Here is an 18,560-nt window from a genome sequence, read left to right as displayed (position 1 = left end):
GCCTCAGGCAGTGGCGCGCGGCCGCTCTCCGCGGGCACGACGCGCCGGCCCTACGGGCCGGGAGCCACCAGGCCGCTACGCGGCCTAACTCCCTTGCTCCGCAAGGGAGTTGATGCGGCGTCACTCCGTGACGCCAACGGAATTCGCTTCGCGAATTCCTAAAAGCCGCAGCTACAGGGGTGAGTCGGCCCTGCGCGAATCTAAAGTGACATACCGTCAGTTTCGTTTTCTCGGCAGTGAAAAACAATTCACTTGATTCTTCCTTTCAGATTTTAAAGGGTTCGTCCTAATTGATCTTCTGTCAGGCTGAACCCACCCTCACGGAATGGCCAGATCTGAAAGTCCCCCTCGGGGGTCAACGGCGCAGCGGAGAAGCCCAACCCGAGTACTCCCTCATAGTGAGGCCCCGTTCCATTCGCCAAAGGAGGGACGGGGCGGCCGAAGGCATCGGGCAGTCACAGAGGCTGTCGCGCGCGGAAGTTCTGCCAGGGGCCCGGGCGGCCGCGGCTTGCTGTTCCCAACGGGCGTCTCAGGCGGCGAATCCGACGGAGCTGACGTACTCGTATTTGCCCCATTGGGATCCCAGGTTGACTATTTGATCGATCCAGGCGTCGTCGAGTGTCCGGGCGTCTCCTCGGGCCCATGCGTCAATGATGGCGTCCCAGTTGCGGATGTTCAGTCTCCGGTATTCCATGACGCGTTGACGGGGAGTGGGGACATGGCTTTGGTCGAGGGGGTGGATCTCTACCCGTGTTCCTCCGTCTGCGTTGAGGCGCTGGAGAAGGTAGCGGGCGACGTTGCGGCGGCGTAGCGCCCAGTAGGCGGCGTCGATCTTGGCGAGGTTGGCCTTGTTGGGGCGTTGCTTGCCGGTGAGCCAGGCCTTGAGTGTTCGGGGGGTGACGGTGATGCCGGCTTGTCGCATGGCGTTGTGGCCGGAGCGTGAGCGGGTGAGGTAGCGCAGGCGGGCTGACAGGCCGCGGCGTGTGGTGACGGGGGAGGTGATGCCGCCGGCGAGGGAGTCGAGGACGCGTGCTGCGGCTTGGCTTCCGCGCTCGCCTTGGGCGCCGTAGCGTCCGAAGTCGTGTGTCCTGTCGGGCATTTGGTGTTTACCGTTCGGCGGTGGGGAGGGTGTAGACGTCCTTCACTTTTACTTGTGACACGCCGCGCCCTTCTGTGAAGACGTGCTGCCATTCGCCGGCGATGTGGAGTTCGTCGGTTCCCATGACTCGCATGACAGCGAGTCCTGCTGTATGCGCTTTGTAGGCTTTCAGCCATAGGTTGACGAATGCCTGTGAGCGGATGATGTGCATCCAGTCCGGGCGGTAGATCGCCCGGTTGAAGTTGGATTCCCCCATGGTAGACACGAACTTAGAATACATGGATTTCACGTATTCCAGGGTGACTTCGTCGTTTTCTGTGATGGCTTTTTCGCGGGCGTCGCGCAGGATCTGGCGGAATTTTTCGAAGAGTTGTTCCGTCGCTCCGGATGTCCATGACTCGTGGATGACTGGTGGCTCGCACAGTGGGCCGTACTGCGCGGTTGAAAGGCGTTGGAGGAGGCGGAGGGTGGGCTCGGTGACCCAGACGGGACCCGGCTCTTCGCGGCTGCCCATCGGGTTGGGGAGGCAGGGGTGGTGGTCCCATTCCGGTGGGGTGATGAGGTGGATGCCGGCGCGGCGGCGGGAGTGGACGTTTCCGGTGGAGTGCTCCAGGGCGCCGAGCGGGAGATGGGTCTTGAGGGCGGACAGGTAGGCGCCGTTGATGTCGAGGGCTGTCACCTGTCCCCCGCTGGATGGCGGGTCGAGGCGTGTCCAGTTCGGGCGGGCTTCCCATACGTCGTCCGCGCCGTGGGCGGACTTTTTGCGCAGGATGGTGGGTAGCGGCGGGTGGCCGACGATGTCGTAGCGGGCGCCGATGCGGCAGGCGTCCAGCAGGGCCATGGCGTCGGGGATGGCCCTGCGCTGCAGTTCCGCGGTTGCTGCTGTGAGGTCGCCGCCCGCGGCGGCGAGGGTGTCGTGGACGGTGGTTGGGATCAGTTCCGCGATGGGGTTCGCCGTCTTTTGGGGGGAGCGGCGGCGGGCGGGTGTGGGGGTCGGGTCGGGGTGTGTGGTGGGGGTGGGTGAGGGCTGCGGTGAGGAGAGGTGGGGGGCTGTGGGGGCGCAGTCGGCCGGGTCGAGGTGTTGTGGGTAGCCCTCCACGTGGTGTGTGGCGGGGGCGCCGCACAGGACGCAGGGTGCGGGTGTGGGCAGGTGGTCCGGGTCGCTGTGGGGTGGATGGTTGGTGGTGGAGGAGGGGGTGGGGTGGGGGGGTGCCGGATGGCTGAGTTTGGTTTTGAGTCCGTGGAGGAGGCGTCGGTATTTGGTGCGGGCGTCGCCGGTCGGCTCCCAGCGGCCGGTTTCCCAGGCGCTGACGGTTTCCCGGCTGACGCCCACGGCTTGGGCCACTTGGGCTTGGCTGAGTCTGGCTGTGCGGCGTAGTTCCTTGCGTTCGGCGGGTGTTGGCAGTCCGTCGTCGACGGTTACGGAGGCCAGTAGTGCGTCTACCGCGTCGAAGTCCACGGCCTTCTCGTTTCCCTTCGCATTCACCTCACATTTGGCTTCACATTTTACTTCACGTGGTGCTTCCGGCGGCATCGCTGACAGTCGGTTCGCGTTGTCAGCGGTGCTTGTTCAGTCCCACTGCTCGTCTGCGAGGGAGCTGACCGGCTGTGGTTTGCCGATGACGGCCAGGGCGATGAAGAAGTTGATCTGGCCGATCGCGATGGTGAGGGTGGCCAGTGCCTTTTCGTCGTAGTGCTTCGCCACCTCGGCGTACAGTTCGTCGGAAACGCGCTCCTTGCCGTGCGGTGCGGGCTGGAGGGTGGCCTCCGTCAAGGCGAGGGCGGCGCGTTCGGCGTCGCTGAAGTACGGGGCGTCCTGCCAGGAGGAGACGGCGGTGATGCGTTCCTCCGTCTCCCCGGCCTTGCGCAGGAAGCCGGTGTTCAGGATCGTCAGGTAGGTGTTGCCGGCGATCTGGCCGGCGCGCAGGTGGATGAGGTTCATCGTGGTGCGTGGCACGGAGCGGTTGCCCGTGGCCTTGAAGAGAGCGGCGCTGATGTCGTTCAGCTCGGGGACGAACTCGGCCGGGTTCGGCATCCGGGAGATCGAGGTGTTCGTCATGACTGCGCTCCTTGGCGTCGGCTGGTCAGCGGCTTCGATGCACTGACGGACCGGCTCGCCGGGATGTGACAGGGGTGCGATCAGGGGCCTGCGTGATTCGTTCGCCGCGGCCACCGGTGTGCCGCCCGTCCCCGGCTTTGAGCAGCTGTACAACGGGCTGAACTCCGTGGTCCAGCTTGCGAGCGGCGAGTAGGCCTGGGGCAAGACGGGCTCCTGCCCCGGCTGGGAGTTGTCCTGGGTGGCGGCCCGGCGGCTCGTCACCGGGTCAGGGGGCGTGTGGTGCCGGCCTGTCGGTGGTGACTGTTGCCGCCGGGCTCAGTGCGGGCGTCAGCCGGCGAGGGGGACGGCGTCGGCGGGGTCGGCGTGCCAGTTGGTGGCGGTGGGCTTGTCGACCGTGGCGGTGTCGGGGAGGTCGAGGGTGACGGCGTTGGTTTCGTCGCCTGCGATGGAGAGGTGGAGCTGGTCGAACTGCCGGCCGTGGTTGTTGTTGGTGGTCTTGGGGTTGATGCCGGCGTAGGCGGCGGTGGAGCCGGAGAGCGTGACGTTCTCGCTGACGGCGTGCTCGGCCGGTGATGCCGTGGTGTCGGGTGAGGAGCCGAAGGACGCGGAGGGAAGGACGCCCTTCAGGTAGCAGGTGAGGCCGGGCTTGGCCTTGGCGGTGATGAGGAGGTGGCCACCGGCTTGGGTCTTGGAGGTGACCGTGAAGGTCAGGTCGTTGGTTGCGCAGGGCCGCGTGGTGTTGCTTCGGCTGTCGGTGGCGGTGGCGGTGGCGGCGGCTGTGGCGGTGAGGGCCATGGAGGCGACGGCGGCCAGGGCAAGGCGGGCGGAGCGGGCGGCAAAGCGCGAACGCATCGAGTTCTCCAGGTGCAGAAGTGGGTCGTCCAGCGGTTGCTTGGACGACCCACAGCTTGTTTTGCGATCCGTTCCGCCCGCCACACACGGCGGCCACTATGGGACGGCGGAACGCTGGAACGGGTGTTGACCTGCGCGGACGCTGACGGCATGGAACGGGTTGCTGGGACGGGGGCCTGGGGCAGGCCCGGATGGTTGGGGCCGGCTGCCGGTGGTGGCAGTGGCAGCCGGGGCTCGGTGTGCAGACGGCGGCCGGCGGTTCGGGCTGGTGGTCGCCGGCCGTGGTGGGTTATGCGCGCCCGGTGTGGATCTCCAGGGCGGCACGCACGGCGGATTCCACGGCTCCCTCGATCCAGGCCGGTTTGACGGACGTGTGATCCCCGGCGAAGTGCAGAGGTCCCTCGGGTACGGGGATGGTGGGCAGCAGTTCGGTGTGCTGTCCGGGCAGGAGCACGGATGCCTCGCCGTAGGCGTAGGGGTCGCGCAGCCAGCTCTGGGTGCGGCCTGCGCCGGTGTAGAAGACTTCGATGCGCTGGCCGTAGACCTGCTGCAGGCCGCACAGGGCGTGCGGGTAGCGGGCCTCGTCGTCCAGGGAGTCCCAGCGCAGCGCGTCGTCCGCCCAGCTGTAGGAGGCCAGGACCACGCCTCCGGGGCTGCCCGGAACTGGATGGGAGGGGTGGAACATGAAGCGGTTGGCGTTGTCCGACAGCGAGCCGCCGCCCACGACGTCGGCCGCCTCCGGCTGGTCGCGTGTGGTCGCGCGGTTGGCGGCGTAGTGGGTGCGTTGACCGGCTGTGATGTGTCCGTCGGGCACGGAGGGGTGGGCGCCGAGCAGGCTGCCGTCCGCGGTGGCGCGGCCGGTGCGGTAGGCGTCGTACAGGCCTGGGTCGATGGTGTTCAGTTCGCGTTTCCAGTCGGCTTCGTCGAATTCCCACCAGCGGCGGCTGAACTCCAGCAGCACTTTGGTTGCGCTGTCGTAGTGCAGTTCGCAGACTGCGCGGCGCTTGAGGTAGGACATGGGTGGGTCGATCTGTACGTGGCGCAGTCCGGAGAAGGGGACCGTGATCACTGCGACGTCTGCGGTGAACTGCTCGCGTGTGACGGGGCCGTTGCGGCCTTCGGAGACGGTGTCCACCCATACGTGCGGGCCTTTGCTGCGGACGTGCTCGGTGTCCGGTGCGGGGCGGTCGGGGTGGTGGTATTCGATGCGTGTGACGCGGCGGTCGAAGCGCACGTCGTTGCGGACGCGTTCCAGCAGGGCGTCCGCGAGGACCGCTGTGCCGCCCTGTAGTTCGTAGAAGGGTGTGTCCGGGCTGATGAGGGAGGAGCCGATGAAGCTGTGGATGAAGGACAGGGGCAGGCGTGAGGTGAGGTTTTCCAGGGTGCCGATCAGGTCGATGGTCCGCTCGTCGAGGCCGGCGTGCTCGGTCAGGAAGCGGAACATCGACCAGTCACCGAATTGGTGCACCACGCGGGTCCAGCCCTGCAGTTGCTGTGGGAGCGGTTTGTTGACGCGTTTGCCGTCGCGGTTGAGGTAACTGAACTCGTCGCGCACCGTGTCCAGCGCGGAGCGCAGGATGGTGGCGGCGGGGGTGTCCCAGTGGGCTCTGGGGACGCCGAAGGAGCGGTTCACGCGCCGGGGTGCGCGGGCGTAGTCGGCGCGCCGTTGGCGGATGCCGTTGACGTGGATCCAGGTGCGGCCGGCGGGGCGTCCTTCGTTGTCGATGTCGACGTAGTGGAAGCGCCGTTTTTTCAGGCCGAACTGGTCGATCAGCTCCATCACCAGGGGGTGGCTGCCGGGGATGCGCATGGCGCCGGCTTCGGCGTACTGGCGGGGGTCGGTGAAGGGCTGTTTGGCGTGTTCGTGGCCGCCGGTGCGGAAGGTTTTGATGCGTCCGCCGGCGCGGTTGCCGTTGGCTTCCAGCACCGTCACCCGGTGGCCTGCCTGCTTCAGCAGCCAGGCGGCCACGAGTCCGGCCGGGCCGGCGCCGATGATGAGGATGGTGTGGGGGTGTGTGGGCCGCTTGGGCAGTCCCTGCTGGAGGATGTGCTGGTAACGCGGGAGGAGGGGGCGGTCGTCGGAGTCCAGCACGAGCAGTGCGCGGGCGACGGCGCGGCACTGGTCCATGTCGGTGCGACGGCTGTTGCTGGGGGTGGCCGGTGCGGGCAGGGCTGTGGCGGTACCGCCGGTCAGGGCTGCCGCCGTGGTGGTGCCGGCCGCCGCGGTGAAGCTTCTGCGGGAGAAGCCGCTGTCCGAGCGCACCGTCGTGTGATCTTCAGTCATGGCGGCCTTTGTACTGGCGGCTGTGACGGGGTGCTTGTCCTTCGCTGGGGTGTTGCCCCGAAGGGGCGAAGAGGGGGACAAACCCTGACGTGAGTGCGGGTGTGGAGGCGGGGGCGGTGCGGGAGACCCGAAGGGATGAATGCTGAGCGCACGTGTGTCTGCCGCTGGGGTTGCTGCCCCACACTGCCACAGGCGTATTCACATCCGTGTCTTTCCGGCGGGTCGGCGGACCGCGAGGCAGGCGGCGCCGGCCTGGCCTGGGGAGGGTGCGGGCGGCGGAGGGGGAAGGGTGGCGCAGCGGCGCACGTGGTTCGGTGAGCGGGCCCGGTACTGGTTCGACAGCACGCTGGCTCGTGGTGCCTCCGCTCTTGTGGGCTGGATGGCGCTGTTGTGTCTGGCGGTTGTCGTCCCGGTCAGTGCGGTGCTGGTGTGGACCGATCCGGAGGTGCCGGCGTCTGTGCCGGAGCGGCTGGTGGCGGTATGGCGTCTTACCGCGGAGACGTTGCGGCTGGGTGGTGTGGAGGGTGATTGGCTGCGGGTGGCGATGTCGGTGCTGCTGGCGCTGGTTGCTTTGCTGTATGTCTCGACGCTGGTTGGCTTGATCACGACGGCGTTCACGGAGCGGCTCACCGCGTTGCGGCGGGGCCGTTCCACCGTGCTCGAGCAGGGGCATGCGGTGGTGCTGGGGTGGTCGGAGCAGGTTTTCACGGTGGTGGGCGAGTTGGTGGCCGCCAATGCCAATCAGCGGCGTGCGGCGGTGGCGGTGCTGGCTGACCGGGACAAGACCGCGATGGAGGAGGCGTTGGGCACGAAGGTGGGCCCTGTCGGCCGGACGCGGTTGATCTGCCGCAGTGGCCCCACCACCGACCCGGCCGTGCTTGTTTTGATGAGTCCGGCCACGGCTGGTGTCGTGCTGGTGCTGCCCCGCGACGAGCCCGACGCCGATGCGGAGGTGGTCAGGACGTTGCTGGCGCTCAGGGCTGCCCTGGCGGGGGCGGGGACTGCTGTGCCTGTCGTTGCTGCGGTGCGGGACGACCGGTACCGTCTGGCCGCGTGTCTGGCGGCCGGGCCTGGCGGCGTTGTTCTGGAGAGCGATACGGTCACTGCCCGGCTGATCGTGCAGGCCGCCCGCCGGCCGGGGCTGTCCCTTGTGTACCAGGAACTCCTCGATTTCGCCGGTGACGAGTTCTATCTGGTGGCCGAGCCGGCGTTGACCGGGCGCCCGTTCGGTGAGGCGCTGCTGTCCTATCCGACGTCGAGCGTGGTGGGGCTGATGCGGGGAGATACTCCTTTGCTCAACCCGTCGCCGCGGACGCCCATCGGCCTGGAGGATCTGCTCATCGTCATCTGTCGTGATGACGACCCCGTCTGGCCGCAGGACTGTGCGCGGTGGGTTGAGAAGGCGGTGATGGTGTCCGGCCCTTCGGCGCCCGCGCGGGCGGAGCGGGTGCTGCTGCTGGGCTGGAATCGTCGAGCGCCGCTCATAGTCGACCAGTTGCGTCGCCGTGCGCGGCCGGGGTCAGTCGTGGACGTGGTGGCGGACGGTGGTGAGGAGACGGTCCGGCAGGTGGGTGAGGCTGACGTGCACCGCGGCGGTGGCCTGTCGTTGACGCTGCATCATGGGGATGTCGCCCGTGCTGAGACCTTGCGGCGTCTGGATGTGCACTCTTATGACAGCGTGATCGTGGTCGGGCGGGATCTGGCGGCCGGAGCGGGGCAGCCGTTGGACGGCGGTGACCATCGCACGCTGGTCACCTTATTGCTGTTGCGTCAGTTGGAGGCGGATACGGGGCGCGAGCTGCGGGTGGTCACGGAACTGATCGATGACCGCAACCGGGCGCTGGCTCCCGTCAGTCCCGGTGCCGACGTGATCATCAGTGGCAAGCTCATCGGTTTGCTCATGGCGCAGATCTCTCAGAACCGGCGCTTGGCGGCGGTGTTCGAGGAGTTGTTCTCCGCTGATGGTGCCGGGGTGTGTTTGCGGCCGGCCGCCGACTACGTGCTGCCGGGGTGTGAGGCGTCTTTCGCCACCGTCGTGGCTGCGGCGCGCCGGCGCGGCGAGTGCGCCATCGGGTACCGGAGCTATGCCGCGTCCTCGGTGGGTCCGGGCTATGGCGTGCGGATCAATCCGCCCAAAGCCGAGCGACGCTGCTGGAGGGTCGGGGACGAGGTGGTCGTGGTCGGCGAGGACTGACCCAGAGCTTTGGCAGGGCCGGGGGCGGCGTCCGGTGGGGGCCGGCCGGCGGCGGGTCCCGCCGGGGGGTGCGGCGGCCACGGGCCGGTGGGCTGCTTGCTTCGGTCTGTTGTCGCGTGCGGGGCTGCGGGGGTGGTGGCAGCGGCCGCCGGGCTCGCCCGGTGCTGCCTGCGTGCGCTGGCCGTCGCGTCGGGCCTGCCGCCGGGCGCCGGCGTCGGGCGGGTCGTGGGGGCATCCGGTTTTGCGGGCGGGTCCGGCTGGCTGGGGTGAGTGTGTCCCCGGTGCCGGCGCGATCGGCGGTGATCGGACCTCATTCGGGTGAGGCGGTGCCGCGTGTGCGAGGACTGCGGCTGCCGGGGGGTGATCCTCACGTACGTCGGTCTGGGACAGCGTCAGGACTGGGGTGGTGCTGATGAGTGGGGACAGGCACGTTGGCGAAGGCGTGGACACGGCCGGCGCGCGGCAGCGCGGGCTGACTCTGGCCGGCTCGCTCATGCTGGGGGGCTTTGTGCTCAATGTGTTGCTGACCGCGGGTCTTCACCCCTCGGGAGAGGAGGACGACCACGTGGCGATTTTCACCAAGTACGCGCGGAGCAGCAGCTGGGTCGCTGTTCATCTGGGCCAGTTCGTCGGTGTCCTGGTGACGCTGAGCGGCCTGCTCGTGCTGTACCGCGTCCTGCGCGGCATCCGCAGGGCGTCCGTGGTGGCGCAGCTCGCGGCCGCGGCAGCCGTTGCCACCGCCGCTGTCTGGGCTGTCCTGCAGGGGCTGGACGGCGTGGGTCTGAAGCAAGCCGTGGACTCATGGGCCGGCGCTTCGGGGACCGAGAAGACCATCCGCTTTGCCGGTGCCGAGACCGTGCGCTGGCTGGAGTGGGGATTCCAGAGTTATTTCCGTGTCCTGCTCGGGCTGACCCTTGCACTGTTCGGGACAGCGATTGTCGTCAGTGGCCACCTCCCTGGCCGGCTGGGCTGGCCGGCCCTTGCCGCCGGAGTGTGCTCCGTGATCTTCGGTATCGACGTCGGCTACAGCGGTCTGGCCAGCGGGCTCCAGGACGTCCTGGGCGTCGCCACCTTCGTTCTCGTCCTGGTCTTCGCCGTCGGAGTGCTCATCACCGGAGTGCGCGAGCGCGGCGGGCACAGCTGAACGGGAGCGGGTGTTTGCCGGATCAGGGGCGTACCTCGACGTAGTCGCCGGTGGCTTTGGCCGGGCCGGTGGTGGTGGTGCCGGTGAATTTCCAACGCCAGTAGCCGGCGTTGGCTGCCTTGACCGTGGTGCGCAGGGTGCCGGTGCTGCTGGTGGTGACGGTGGCCACGGTGGTGTAGGTGCTGCTGGACTTCGGGCGGAACTGCAGTTGTACGGTCTGGCCCGTGTATCCCGCGTACCGGTAGGTGTCCCAGTTGGCCCGCACGAGTTTGCCGGTGACGGTGATGGGGGCGCCCTTGGTCACCGGTTCCGGTGAGGCGTTGACGGTGAGGCGCGCGGCACGCTTGAGGCCGAACGATCCCACGCGGGGGGCGAAAACGGAATCACCGTCGTGGGCGTCGGCCAGGGCGTCGACCGACCATGTTCCGGCGTTGGCGTTGGCCAGGTCCACCGGATCGTCGCTGCCGGGGGCCGGGTGGGCGTTGACGGTGAACATGGTCGTGCAGGCCGTCGGGGTCTGGCAGAAGGCGTCGGTGGTGTAGAAACCGCCGTGCGGGCCTTTGAGATCCACGTCGGCGAAAGCCAGGCCGGAGTCGTCCGATCCGGTGATGGTGACCGGGAAGGTCACGTTGTGGGTGATACCGACGATGACGTCGTGGCCGGAGTTGACGGTGGCGCTGGTGATGACGGGGTCGCTGGGCGTGGTGCCGGACGCGGCATCGGCCGGGGTGCCGAGCCCCGCCAGTACGACGGCGACGGTGCCCGCCACGGCGGCGCGGCTTGTCGCGGCGCCGACGGGCTTGCGTCGTGGGGCAGCTGTTGCGGTGGCGATGGGCGGGGCGGTGTGGCGTCCGTCGTTGTGTCTGTCGCTGGGTGGTGCGGCGAAGCGGCTCATGCATCCTCCTGGGGATGACCGGCCTTGCTGCCGGGCACCTGAGGTGCGACGGCAGGTGGGGGCGAGCGCGGGAGAGGGGTGTGGGTCACTTCCTACGACTGCCGAACCGGCCCGATCGTTGTGCGTGAGCGCCGCACGGGCCGGCGGCCCGGGCGTGCCGGCCCCCCGGGGGGGGCTGGCGTGGCTCGGTGCTCACGGGGGCGGCCGCCGGGCTCCCGCGGCAGCATGGCCGTGCGCGGGGTCCCTGAGGTGTTCGCGGGCCTGGCCCGGCGGCTGCAGGCGTCCGGCGAGCCTGGAGGGCTGTCTGTTTCAGGACGGCAGACGGACGGTCATCTCTACCGTCACGTCGTCGCCTGCGGAGAGGGCGTGCGGTGTGCGCACCGCGGCCTTGAGCGGCAGCAGGTAGCCGCCGTCCCTGGGGAAGAGCGAGGTGTGGAAGGTGACCTGGCCGATCCGGGCTCGGACCGGGATCACGCCCCATCCGTACGTGGCCATCGCGGCCACCTGGCGGATGTCGGCGGACTCCTCGTCCGGCACGGGAACGAAGTAGTACGGCGACGGTCCGCGCCATTCGATCACCTGGCTGGAAAAGACGAACTCCATCGGGTCGCTCTCATTCCTTCCGGACGGTCAGGTCGGGTTCGGCGAACGCGGTTGAGCCACTGCTCGTTGAGGACGGCCGGCAGGCACTCACGGACAGGGAAGGTCTCCCCCTCCTCCGGCCGGCCGGGATCCGTGAGCGGCTTGGTCCGGCGGTCGCCCCTGGCCTGCCTCTGGTCCCGCGGCAGGTTGAGGCTACTGGGGCGGGCCGAGCCCCCGCCATGTCCGCGCGCGGGGACTCCTTGCCGCGCAGGTCGGTGACGTCACCCGCCTCAGGGGAACCAGGGCTGTGCTGCCGGCGTCTGTCGCCGGTGTGAGCGGACATCCACGGGTGGGGACATGAGCACCGCTTCGGGTGGCGCCGGGTGCCTTCTTGCCGGGGTCGGCGCGGCGGTTGCGCCGCTTGTGTGGGCGCCGCGGGCCGCGATCAGTGTCGAGGGTGGGTTCGAGGGTCACGCCCGTGATCTGAGCGTGCTCTGGATTGATCTTCCGCTGGTGGTGCTCGGAGGCGCTGCGGTTCCGCTGGTGGTGTGGGGTTTGACCATGCGCTGGACGGGCCGGCCCTGGGTCGCGGTAGGTGCGGCCGTGGCCGCGCTCGCCTGCGGGGTCTGGGGGCTCGTGGAGTGGTGGGCTCCTCGGCAGTCTCCGGATCCCGGTTACGGGCCGGGGGTCTGAGCGGCGTTGCGGCGGCGCGGGGTCTGGGGGGCGGTGTCGATGTCGATGACTCGTCACGGGCCGGCGGGTCGGGTCGGCGGGTCGTCTGGCCCGGCTGGACGGCGTGGAGGGCGGTCACCGTCGCCGGGCCGTGCGCGGCCGGGGGCGGTGCGTACCGGTGAGCCTGTGCAGGTCCGCGAAGCAGGCCCGGCGGATGGGAGCGAGGCCGTTTCGGCGCCGCGTCCCTTTGGGGGGTTTGCAGGCGGCGCCTGTTGCGTGTCGGCCTGGACGCGGGGCATGCCGCCCGTCGGGCCTGGCCCGGCCGGTGCCAGGTTCGGCCGGTGCCAGGTTCGGCCGGTGAAGCTCTGGGCGGCGGCCGGGCCCGGCGGCCGGGCACAGCTCTTTTTTCCGGGGGTGTGCGGGGTCAGTGCGTGCGCGGGCGGGGCGGCGGGGTCATGGCCCAGCGGATGGTGCGGGTCAGGATGTGGCCTGCGGGGCGTACGGCGATGTCTTCGACGACGGGGATGCGGGGCAGTTGCAGCATGGTGCGGGCCCACGGCGGGAGCAGGGCGACGGCGTTGGCGGCCAGAGCGGCGTAGAAGGGCCGTGCGGCCAGCGGCAGTGGGGGCTGGAGCAGCAGGAAGCGGGCGGCGGCGCGGGCTTCGCGGGTGGTCCGCAGTTCGGGCCGGTAGGCGGCCAGGTGCCGGGAGAGGTCCTGGCGGTCGCGGGGCGGGTGGGGCACCCCCAGGGCCTGGGCGACGTAGGCGGTGTCGGTGACGTAGGCGTCGTAGCCGGCGGCGTCGAGGGGGTGGGCGCCGTAGCGTTGGTGGGCGCGCAGGAAGCTGTCCGTCTCGGCTGCGTGCACCCAGCCGAGCAGGTGGGGGTCGGCCGCGTGGTAGGTCAGGCCCTCGGCTGTCTTGCCGTGGATGTGTGCGTGGAGGGCGCGGACGTGGTCGACGGCCTGCCGGGCGTCCTCGGCGGTGCCGTAGGTGGTCACGGCCAGGAAGGTGCTGGTGCGTTGCAGCCGGCCCCAGGGGTCGCCGCGGTAGCCGGAGTGGGCGGCGACGGCTGCCATGGCGAGCGGGTGCAGGGACTGCAGCAGCAGGGCGCTGATTCCGCCGATGAACATCGAGGCGTCGCCGTGGACGGTGCGGATCGGGCGGTCGGGGCCGAACCAGCGCGGGCCCGGTGTCAGGTGGATGCGGGCGCGGGTGGCCGGTCCGTCGGGGCCTGCCACCCGGTGGAACAGGGCGCTGCCCAGGTGTTGGCGTACGTCCGTCAGCATCGTTGGCCTCCTCCTCCCCTGGTTTCAGTGTCCGGCATGTTCAGGGGAAGGTGTCCGCGCGCGTGGTGCGGGGGTGCTTGCGGGGCGGTGGCCGGCCCGGGGCCTGGGAATGCGGCGACATGCCCGTGCGTAGGTGGCGGGCTTCCTGCGGGGTGCGGGCTTGGGCTGCTATATGATCTCGGCCAGATATGCACTTGACTCGCCGCGGTGTGCTGATTATTAAACGCCTGCGATATTCCTTCTTATGTGGTGCTTACCGTGCACGAAGGAGGCGGAGCGTTCACATCGGAACAATCGCGACTTTATTAATTCTTTAATGACGCCTCTCTTGCGTCGTGTTACGATCCCCTCACTCCGCGGATCTACGCGGGTCAGGTCTCAACCAACGGGGGATTTCGAATGCCGGCTGTTCGTTTTCGGCGCACCCGGTCGCATCGGGTGACCGGCACCTTGCGATGACCGTTCGGCGTGATGCCGCACAGTGCCGCCTGCTGCGGTGATGTCCGGCTTCTGCTGCTCCTGAAGTGCGCCGCTCGCGCATTTTCCATGACGGCGTCCGCCGCGGGCGGATCTGCCGCTTATTCCTGACGGCACACCGGTGGTGCATTCGTGCAGTGCGCCCTGGGTTCCGGCGGGCCGAATTCAGAAATCCCGGCCGGCTCATGACCGGATGGGCGCCGGGGCGTGCCGGTGCCCGGTGCGTATTCCGGCGTGCCCGGATTGCGAGAGACATGGTGAGGAGTTGATCCGTGCACGTCCGAGTTGCTGTTTCTGGTATGTCCGTGAAGGCTTGCCGGATGGCGCTGTCCGGTGTCTGATGTGTGGCGCATTTTGCGGTCGGTGATGCGTGGTAATCGTGCCGGGCCGGCGGCGTTCCGCCGTGACCGGGCCGGTTTTCCGTGCGGCACCGTCCGGGAGCACGGCGGCCTCGCTGCCGTTGTCCTGGGCGGCACGCCGGTGGTGATGCTGGTGCCGGCCTGCCCGGCGCGGCACGGCGGGAACGCGCTGGGGTGCACGCGCGGGGCGGTGGGGGCCCGGTCCCGGGCGGTCGGGCCCCGGCGTTCGGCCGCCCCGGGTGCGTGCCGGGCGGCCGCGCCGCCTGTGCCGGTCCCTGGGCGCCGGCGCCCGCCACCGCGCCGGCCGGCACCCGGCCCCGGCCGGGTTCCTCGTCATCACGGCGGTGACCGCCCGGCCCCGCACACCGGCCCCGGCACCGCGCGCCGCCCGCACGGCTTCGCGCCGCTGCTCACCCGGCGCCCCGCGCACCCCCTTCACCCGCATGGACGGAGTCGCTGACCCTCATGGCCCTTCAAGAACTCCCCACCGCCGGCTCCAAGGACCTGTTCGGCGGCGTGCTCGCCTTCCGACGGGACCAGCTGGGCTTCCTGGCCGACGGCGTCCACCGGCACGGTGACCTGTTCCAGTTCCGGCCCCTGGGCCTGCCCATGATCCTGGTCAACCATCCCGATCACATCAGGCACGTCCTGGTGGACGCAGAGGCGCGGTACGACAAGAACGCCACCCTGTTCAAGGTGGTCAGGCCCGTGCTGCGGGACGGGCTCATCGCCGTCGCCGACAAGGAGCGGTGGCGCCGGCAGCGCCACATGATGGCCCCCCACTTCACCCCGCGCACGGTTTCGGCGTTCGCCGACAACATGACGAGCGAGACCGTGCACATGCTCAAGCGCTGGGAGAGCCGGCCGCAGCAGGACGCAGCACTGCTGGACGTCACCGACGAGATAGGCCAGCTGGCCCTGCGGATCGTCAACCGCTCACTGTTCAGCGCCGACGTCAGCCAGGCCGCGCAGGACTTCGAGCGGGCCTTCGGCATCGCCAACAGCGAGCTCGGCTCGTTCTTCCGGTTCCCCTTCCCGCCGCTGACCTGGCCCACGCCCCGGCGGCGCCGGCTGCGGCAGGCCATCGACAGCATGGACCGTTTCGTCTCCGGCGTGATCAGAAAGCGTCTCGACGGTGAGGACGCCGGACACAGCTCAGCGGCGCCGGACCTGCTCACCCTGCTGCTGCACACCGTCGACGAGGACGGCGTCGGCATGGATGTGGAGCAGCTCCATCACGAGGTGCTCAACTTGTGCATCGGCGCCTTCGAGACCACCACCAACACCCTGTCATGGGCCTTCTACCTGCTGGCGCGCCACCCCGAGGCCGAGGCACGGCTGCACGAGGAGGTCGACCGCGTCCTGGCCGGGCGGGTTCCGCGGTTCGAGGACCTTGCCCGGCTCACGTACACGCGCATGGTCATCGACGAGACGCTGCGCATCTACTCGCCCGCGTACCAGACCATGCGCCACGCCCGGGAAGAGGACGTCATCGCCGGATACCGCATCCCGGCCGGCAGCAACATCCTGCTCAACAGCTACCTGCTGCACCGGCACCCGGACTTCTGGAGCGACCCGGAGACCTTCGACCCGGACAACTTCACGCCCGAGCGGGTGGCCGAACGCCCCAAGCACGCCTACATCCCCTTCGGCAGCGGCCAGCGGGTGTGCATCGGCAAGCACTTCGCCCTGACCGAACTCGTCCTGGTGCTCGCCACGGTGGCACGCGGCCACCGCCTGGTGCTGCCGGCCGGCGCGCCGGCCGTGGAGCCCGACCCCCTGATCACCCTGCACCCGCGCGGCGGGGTCCACCTCCGGCTCGCCCACCGCTGAGCGTCCACGCCTTTCGCACCCCTGGAGCTCTTTGTGAACGACCTCACCTGCCCGTTTCCGTTCTCCGTCAACCCCCACGCCGCAGCGGCCCGCGAGCATCTGGCCGCCTGGACCAGCGACAGCGGCCTGCTGCGCAGCACCCGGGCACGCCGGCGTTTCGAGCGGGCCGACTTCGGCTGGTTCGCGGCGCTGGTGTATCCCACGGCCGACGCCGAACGGCTGCAGCTCATGGCGGACTGGTTCGCGTGGCTGTTCCTGGTGGACGACCAGCTCGACGACAGCGACTTCGGCCGGTCCCCGCAGCGCATGGCGCACGCGGTCAAGCTGATGCGCCACGTCCTCGACGCGCCGCCCGCCGGTCCGGCAGCGGCTGCGCCGCCGGTCGTCGGGGCACTGGCAAACCTGTGGCGGCGCACCGCCGAAGACGCCTCGGCCGCGTGGCGGGCGCGTTTCGCGCACCATCTGGAACAGTGCCTGACGGCGGCCACCGTGTGGGAGGCCGACAACCGGCTGCGCGGATCGGTCCCCAGCGAGGAGTCCTACATCGCCAACCGGCGTCACACCGGCGCCATCTACGTGTGCATGGACCTCATAGAAATCGCGGAGAACACCGAGATCCCCGCCCACGCCTACGGCACACCCGACTTCCAGAGCGCGCTGGACGCCGCATGCGACGTCGTGTGCTGGGTCAACGACGTCTACTCCCTGGACAAGGAACGCTCACTCGGTGAGGTCCACAACCTCGTCTACGTCATCCAGCACCACCGGCGGCTCGACGAGAGGCGGGCGCTTGAGGAGGTGCACGCGGCCATCGGCCGGCGCACCGAGGAGTATCTGCAGGCCGAGGACAGGCTCCGGCAGGGGCCGAGCGGCCAGGCGCCCTGGCTGCGGCCGGCGCTGGCCGGGATGCGGACCTGGATGCGGGGCAATCTGGACTGGTCGCAGCGGACCAAGCGCTACCGCTCCCAGCACGAGGACGGATACGTGGAGACCGCGCTGATGGAAGCGGGCCGCCCGTGACCACAGCGCCCTGCGAGCACGATGCCTGGGAGCTTCTGTCCCGGGCACGCCAGCTGACCGAGCCCGCCCTGCGCAAGGCGGTGGACCGGCTTCCCGAACGCACGCGCGCCGTCGCGGAATACCACTTCGGCTTCCGGGACGAAAACGGCAACCCCTCGGCCGGCGACTGGGGCAAAGGCGTACGCGGAGCACTCGTCCTCGCCTCGGCCCAGGCCATGGGCGTGGCTGCCGAACAGGCCGTCACCGCCGCGGCCGGCATCGAACTGGTGCACAACTTCTCCCTGCTGCACGACGACCTCATGGACCGCGACGCGCTGCGCCGCGGCCGCCGGACGGTCTGGTCGCTGTTCGGCGACGCCCAGGCGGTGCTGACCGGCGACGCACTGCTCGTCATCGCCATGGAAGTGCTCGCCGAGGAGCCGGCGATGTTGCAGGAGCTGTGCTCGGCACTGCTGTGCCTGGTCGCCGGGCAGAGCGAGGACTGCGACTTCGAGCAGCGCACGGACGTCGCCCTCACGGAGTGCCTCGCCATGGCCGCGGGCAAGACGGCCGCACTGCTGTCCAGCGCCTGCGTGCTGGGAGCCATGGCGGCCCACGCGTCCCCCGCGCGGACGAACGCGCTGCGGCGGTTCGGGCACCACCTGGGGCTGACGTTCCAGCTCGTCGACGACCTCCTGGGCATCTGGGGCCACACCGCGGTCTCCGGCAAGCCGGTCGGAGCAGACCTCAGACGGCGCAAGAAGTCGTTGCCGGTCGTGGCGGCCCTGTCCGCCGACAGTGCGCACGCACACCGGCTCGCCGAGCTGTACCGGCGCAGCGATGAGCCGATGGGCGAGGAGGAGATCGGTGAAGCGGCACTGCTGGTGGAGCGGGCGGGCGGACGGGCCTGGGCCGAACAGGAAGCCGAGCGGCAGCGCACCCAGGCCCTGGCCGCGCTGGCGGCCGCAGATCCGGCGCCCGAGGGCGCGCACGCCCTGACCCTGCTGGCCGAAGCCGTCACCCGCCGCCGCTGGTAACCGCCCCCTGCCAGCCGGCCGCCGGCCCGGGGGGCCGGGCCGCCGGCCGGTGGCGACGCCCGGCACACCCGCGCCCCGCCGGGGGCCGCCCCCTTGTGTGCTCCCCGGGGCGGGGGGTTGCGGGGCGTGCCCGCCGGTGCTGCGGGCCGCGCCCGCCCGAATACCCGCTTGCACCGCAGGGGGGCGCTCACCCATCGTGAACCCGGTGAGCGACATGCCCGAGCGATGGAGCCAGGCCAGCGTCCACCCCGACATGTGGGCGGACCCCGGGGAAGACCCCCGCAACAATGACGGGCCCAGCCCGGACGGTGAGCTGGCCACGCTGCAGGACTTCCTGCGGAACTACCGGCTGACCCTGCAGATGAAGTGCGAGGGGCTGGACCCGCAGCAACTGGCACGCCGGTCGGTGCCGCCGTCGACCATGTCCCTGCTGGGCCTGGTCCGTCATCTCGCCGAGGTGGAGCGGGACTGGCGCAACTGGATCCTGCCGCACCATCCGGCACCGAAGCTGTACGGAGCCGGGGACGCCGACTTCGAGCACGCCGTCGCCGAACAGGCGGTGGTCGAGGGCGCCTTCGCCGATCTCGCCCGCGAACAGGCGGCCACCGATCAGGTGCTGGCCGGGTATCCGGACCTGGGCGCGCGGGTGGGCCGGGACGGCATCGCCGTGCGGGAGCTGTGGGTCCACCGGATCGAGGAGTACGCCCGCCACTGCGGGCACGCGGATCTGCTGCGCGAACGCATCGACGGCCGGGTAGGGCAGTAGCAGACCCCCGGCGGTGAGGTGAC

Annotated in this window: 15 protein-coding genes; 7 read left to right on the top strand and 8 right to left on the bottom strand. The window is 69.9% G+C overall.

Annotated elements, in window-relative coordinates:
• Positions 1-529 precede the first annotated feature (529 nt).
• The 5 genes from NW895_RS23495 to NW895_RS23475 form a co-directional block, all read right to left on the bottom strand.
• On the bottom strand, positions 530-1,099 hold the full coding sequence (locus NW895_RS23495) for a transcriptional regulator (RefSeq protein WP_289937797.1): 570 nt from the start codon (positions 1,097-1,099) through the stop codon (positions 530-532).
• Between the two features lie 7 nt (positions 1,100-1,106).
• Positions 1,107-2,558, bottom strand: coding sequence for a helix-turn-helix domain-containing protein (locus NW895_RS23490; protein ID WP_289937796.1), 1,452 nt, complete (start codon positions 2,556-2,558; stop codon positions 1,107-1,109).
• A gap of 111 nt (positions 2,559-2,669) precedes the next feature.
• Entirely contained in the window at positions 2,670-3,158 is a 489-nt protein-coding gene (locus tag NW895_RS23485) for a carboxymuconolactone decarboxylase family protein (protein ID WP_289937795.1), read from the bottom strand.
• Between the two features lie 327 nt (positions 3,159-3,485).
• Positions 3,486-4,010 (bottom strand): DUF4232 domain-containing protein, encoded by a 525-nt coding sequence (locus tag NW895_RS23480; protein ID WP_289937793.1) that lies wholly within the window; start codon positions 4,008-4,010, stop codon positions 3,486-3,488.
• Positions 4,011-4,299: 289 nt separating this feature from the next.
• A complete protein-coding gene (locus NW895_RS23475) occupies positions 4,300-6,294 on the bottom strand; it encodes an FAD-dependent oxidoreductase (protein WP_289937792.1) in 1,995 nt (664 codons plus the stop codon).
• A gap of 289 nt (positions 6,295-6,583) precedes the next feature.
• Here NW895_RS23475 and NW895_RS23470 point away from each other — a divergent pair, with 289 nt between their 5' ends.
• Together NW895_RS23470 and NW895_RS23465 are read left to right on the top strand one after the other, a co-directional pair.
• The gene (locus tag NW895_RS23470) at positions 6,584-8,488 is read left to right on the top strand and encodes an NAD-binding lipoprotein (RefSeq protein ID WP_289937790.1); all 1,905 of its coding nucleotides are present in this window, start codon (positions 6,584-6,586) and stop codon (positions 8,486-8,488) included.
• 403 nt (positions 8,489-8,891) lie between these two features.
• Entirely contained in the window at positions 8,892-9,632 is a 741-nt protein-coding gene (locus NW895_RS23465) for a hypothetical protein (RefSeq protein WP_289937789.1), read from the top strand.
• 22 nt (positions 9,633-9,654) lie between these two features.
• Here NW895_RS23465 and NW895_RS23460 read toward each other — a convergent pair whose 3' ends face one another.
• Together NW895_RS23460 and NW895_RS23455 are read right to left on the bottom strand one after the other, a co-directional pair.
• Positions 9,655-10,527, bottom strand: a complete 873-nt coding sequence (locus NW895_RS23460) for a calcium-binding protein (RefSeq protein WP_289937787.1) — start codon at positions 10,525-10,527, stop codon at positions 9,655-9,657.
• A gap of 309 nt (positions 10,528-10,836) precedes the next feature.
• Entirely contained in the window at positions 10,837-11,130 is a 294-nt protein-coding gene (locus NW895_RS23455; protein WP_289937785.1) for a DUF1905 domain-containing protein, read from the bottom strand.
• A 336-nt stretch (positions 11,131-11,466) separates the two neighbouring features.
• Between NW895_RS23455 and NW895_RS23450 the strand changes: the two genes are divergently transcribed.
• Positions 11,467-11,802 carry a hypothetical protein gene (locus NW895_RS23450; RefSeq protein ID WP_289937784.1) on the top strand — a complete coding sequence of 112 codons (336 nt, stop codon included), beginning with the start codon at positions 11,467-11,469 and terminating at the stop codon, positions 11,800-11,802.
• A gap of 403 nt (positions 11,803-12,205) precedes the next feature.
• Here NW895_RS23450 and NW895_RS23445 read toward each other — a convergent pair whose 3' ends face one another.
• On the bottom strand, positions 12,206-13,066 hold the full coding sequence (locus tag NW895_RS23445; protein ID WP_289937782.1) for an oxygenase MpaB family protein: 861 nt from the start codon (positions 13,064-13,066) through the stop codon (positions 12,206-12,208).
• A 1,301-nt stretch (positions 13,067-14,367) separates the two neighbouring features.
• Between NW895_RS23445 and NW895_RS23440 the strand changes: the two genes are divergently transcribed.
• The 4 genes from NW895_RS23440 to NW895_RS23425 all read left to right on the top strand — a co-directional run bounded on the left by NW895_RS23440 (position 14,368) and on the right by NW895_RS23425 (position 18,537).
• Positions 14,368-15,735: a cytochrome P450 gene (locus NW895_RS23440; protein ID WP_289937781.1), complete on the top strand. Its 1,368-nt coding sequence runs from the start codon at positions 14,368-14,370 to the stop codon at positions 15,733-15,735.
• A 33-nt stretch (positions 15,736-15,768) separates the two neighbouring features.
• The gene (locus NW895_RS23435) at positions 15,769-16,755 is read left to right on the top strand and encodes a terpene cyclase (RefSeq protein ID WP_289937780.1); all 987 of its coding nucleotides are present in this window, start codon (positions 15,769-15,771) and stop codon (positions 16,753-16,755) included.
• Complete coding sequence (locus NW895_RS23430) at positions 16,752-17,771, top strand: polyprenyl synthetase family protein (RefSeq protein WP_289937779.1); 1,020 nt, start codon at positions 16,752-16,754, stop codon at positions 17,769-17,771. Before NW895_RS23435 ends, NW895_RS23430 begins: the two co-directional genes overlap by 4 nt.
• Positions 17,772-17,976: 205 nt before the next feature.
• Positions 17,977-18,537 carry a DinB family protein gene (locus NW895_RS23425; RefSeq protein ID WP_289937778.1) on the top strand — a complete coding sequence of 187 codons (561 nt, stop codon included), beginning with the start codon at positions 17,977-17,979 and terminating at the stop codon, positions 18,535-18,537.
• The last annotated feature ends 23 nt before the right edge of the window (positions 18,538-18,560 follow it).

Source organism: Streptomyces sp. S.PNR 29, from assembly GCF_030386795.1.
In the GTDB taxonomy this organism is placed as follows: Bacteria; Actinomycetota; Actinomycetes; order Streptomycetales; family Streptomycetaceae; genus Streptomyces.
Note: the sequence above shows the minus strand (reverse complement) of the source record. Positions and strands in the feature narration are given on the sequence as shown.

What these genes read in the sequence shown, in the direction of transcription:
- NW895_RS23455 (WP_289937785.1), bottom strand. Translation starts at nt 11,130, where the DNA reads ATGGAGTTCGTCTTTTCCAGCCAGGTGATCGAATGGCGCGGACCGTCG.
- NW895_RS23480 (WP_289937793.1), bottom strand. Translation starts at nt 4,010, where the DNA reads ATGCGTTCGCGCTTTGCCGCCCGCTCCGCCCGCCTTGCCCTGGCCGCC.
- NW895_RS23495 (WP_289937797.1), bottom strand. Translation starts at nt 1,099, where the DNA reads ATGCCCGACAGGACACACGACTTCGGACGCTACGGCGCCCAAGGCGAG.
- NW895_RS23475 (WP_289937792.1), bottom strand. Translation starts at nt 6,294, where the DNA reads ATGACTGAAGATCACACGACGGTGCGCTCGGACAGCGGCTTCTCCCGC.
- NW895_RS23450 (WP_289937784.1), top strand. Translation starts at nt 11,467, where the DNA reads ATGAGCACCGCTTCGGGTGGCGCCGGGTGCCTTCTTGCCGGGGTCGGC.
- NW895_RS23460 (WP_289937787.1), bottom strand. Translation starts at nt 10,527, where the DNA reads ATGAGCCGCTTCGCCGCACCACCCAGCGACAGACACAACGACGGACGC.
- NW895_RS23485 (WP_289937795.1), bottom strand. Translation starts at nt 3,158, where the DNA reads ATGACGAACACCTCGATCTCCCGGATGCCGAACCCGGCCGAGTTCGTC.
- NW895_RS23445 (WP_289937782.1), bottom strand. Translation starts at nt 13,066, where the DNA reads ATGCTGACGGACGTACGCCAACACCTGGGCAGCGCCCTGTTCCACCGG.
- NW895_RS23440 (WP_289937781.1), top strand. Translation starts at nt 14,368, where the DNA reads ATGGCCCTTCAAGAACTCCCCACCGCCGGCTCCAAGGACCTGTTCGGC.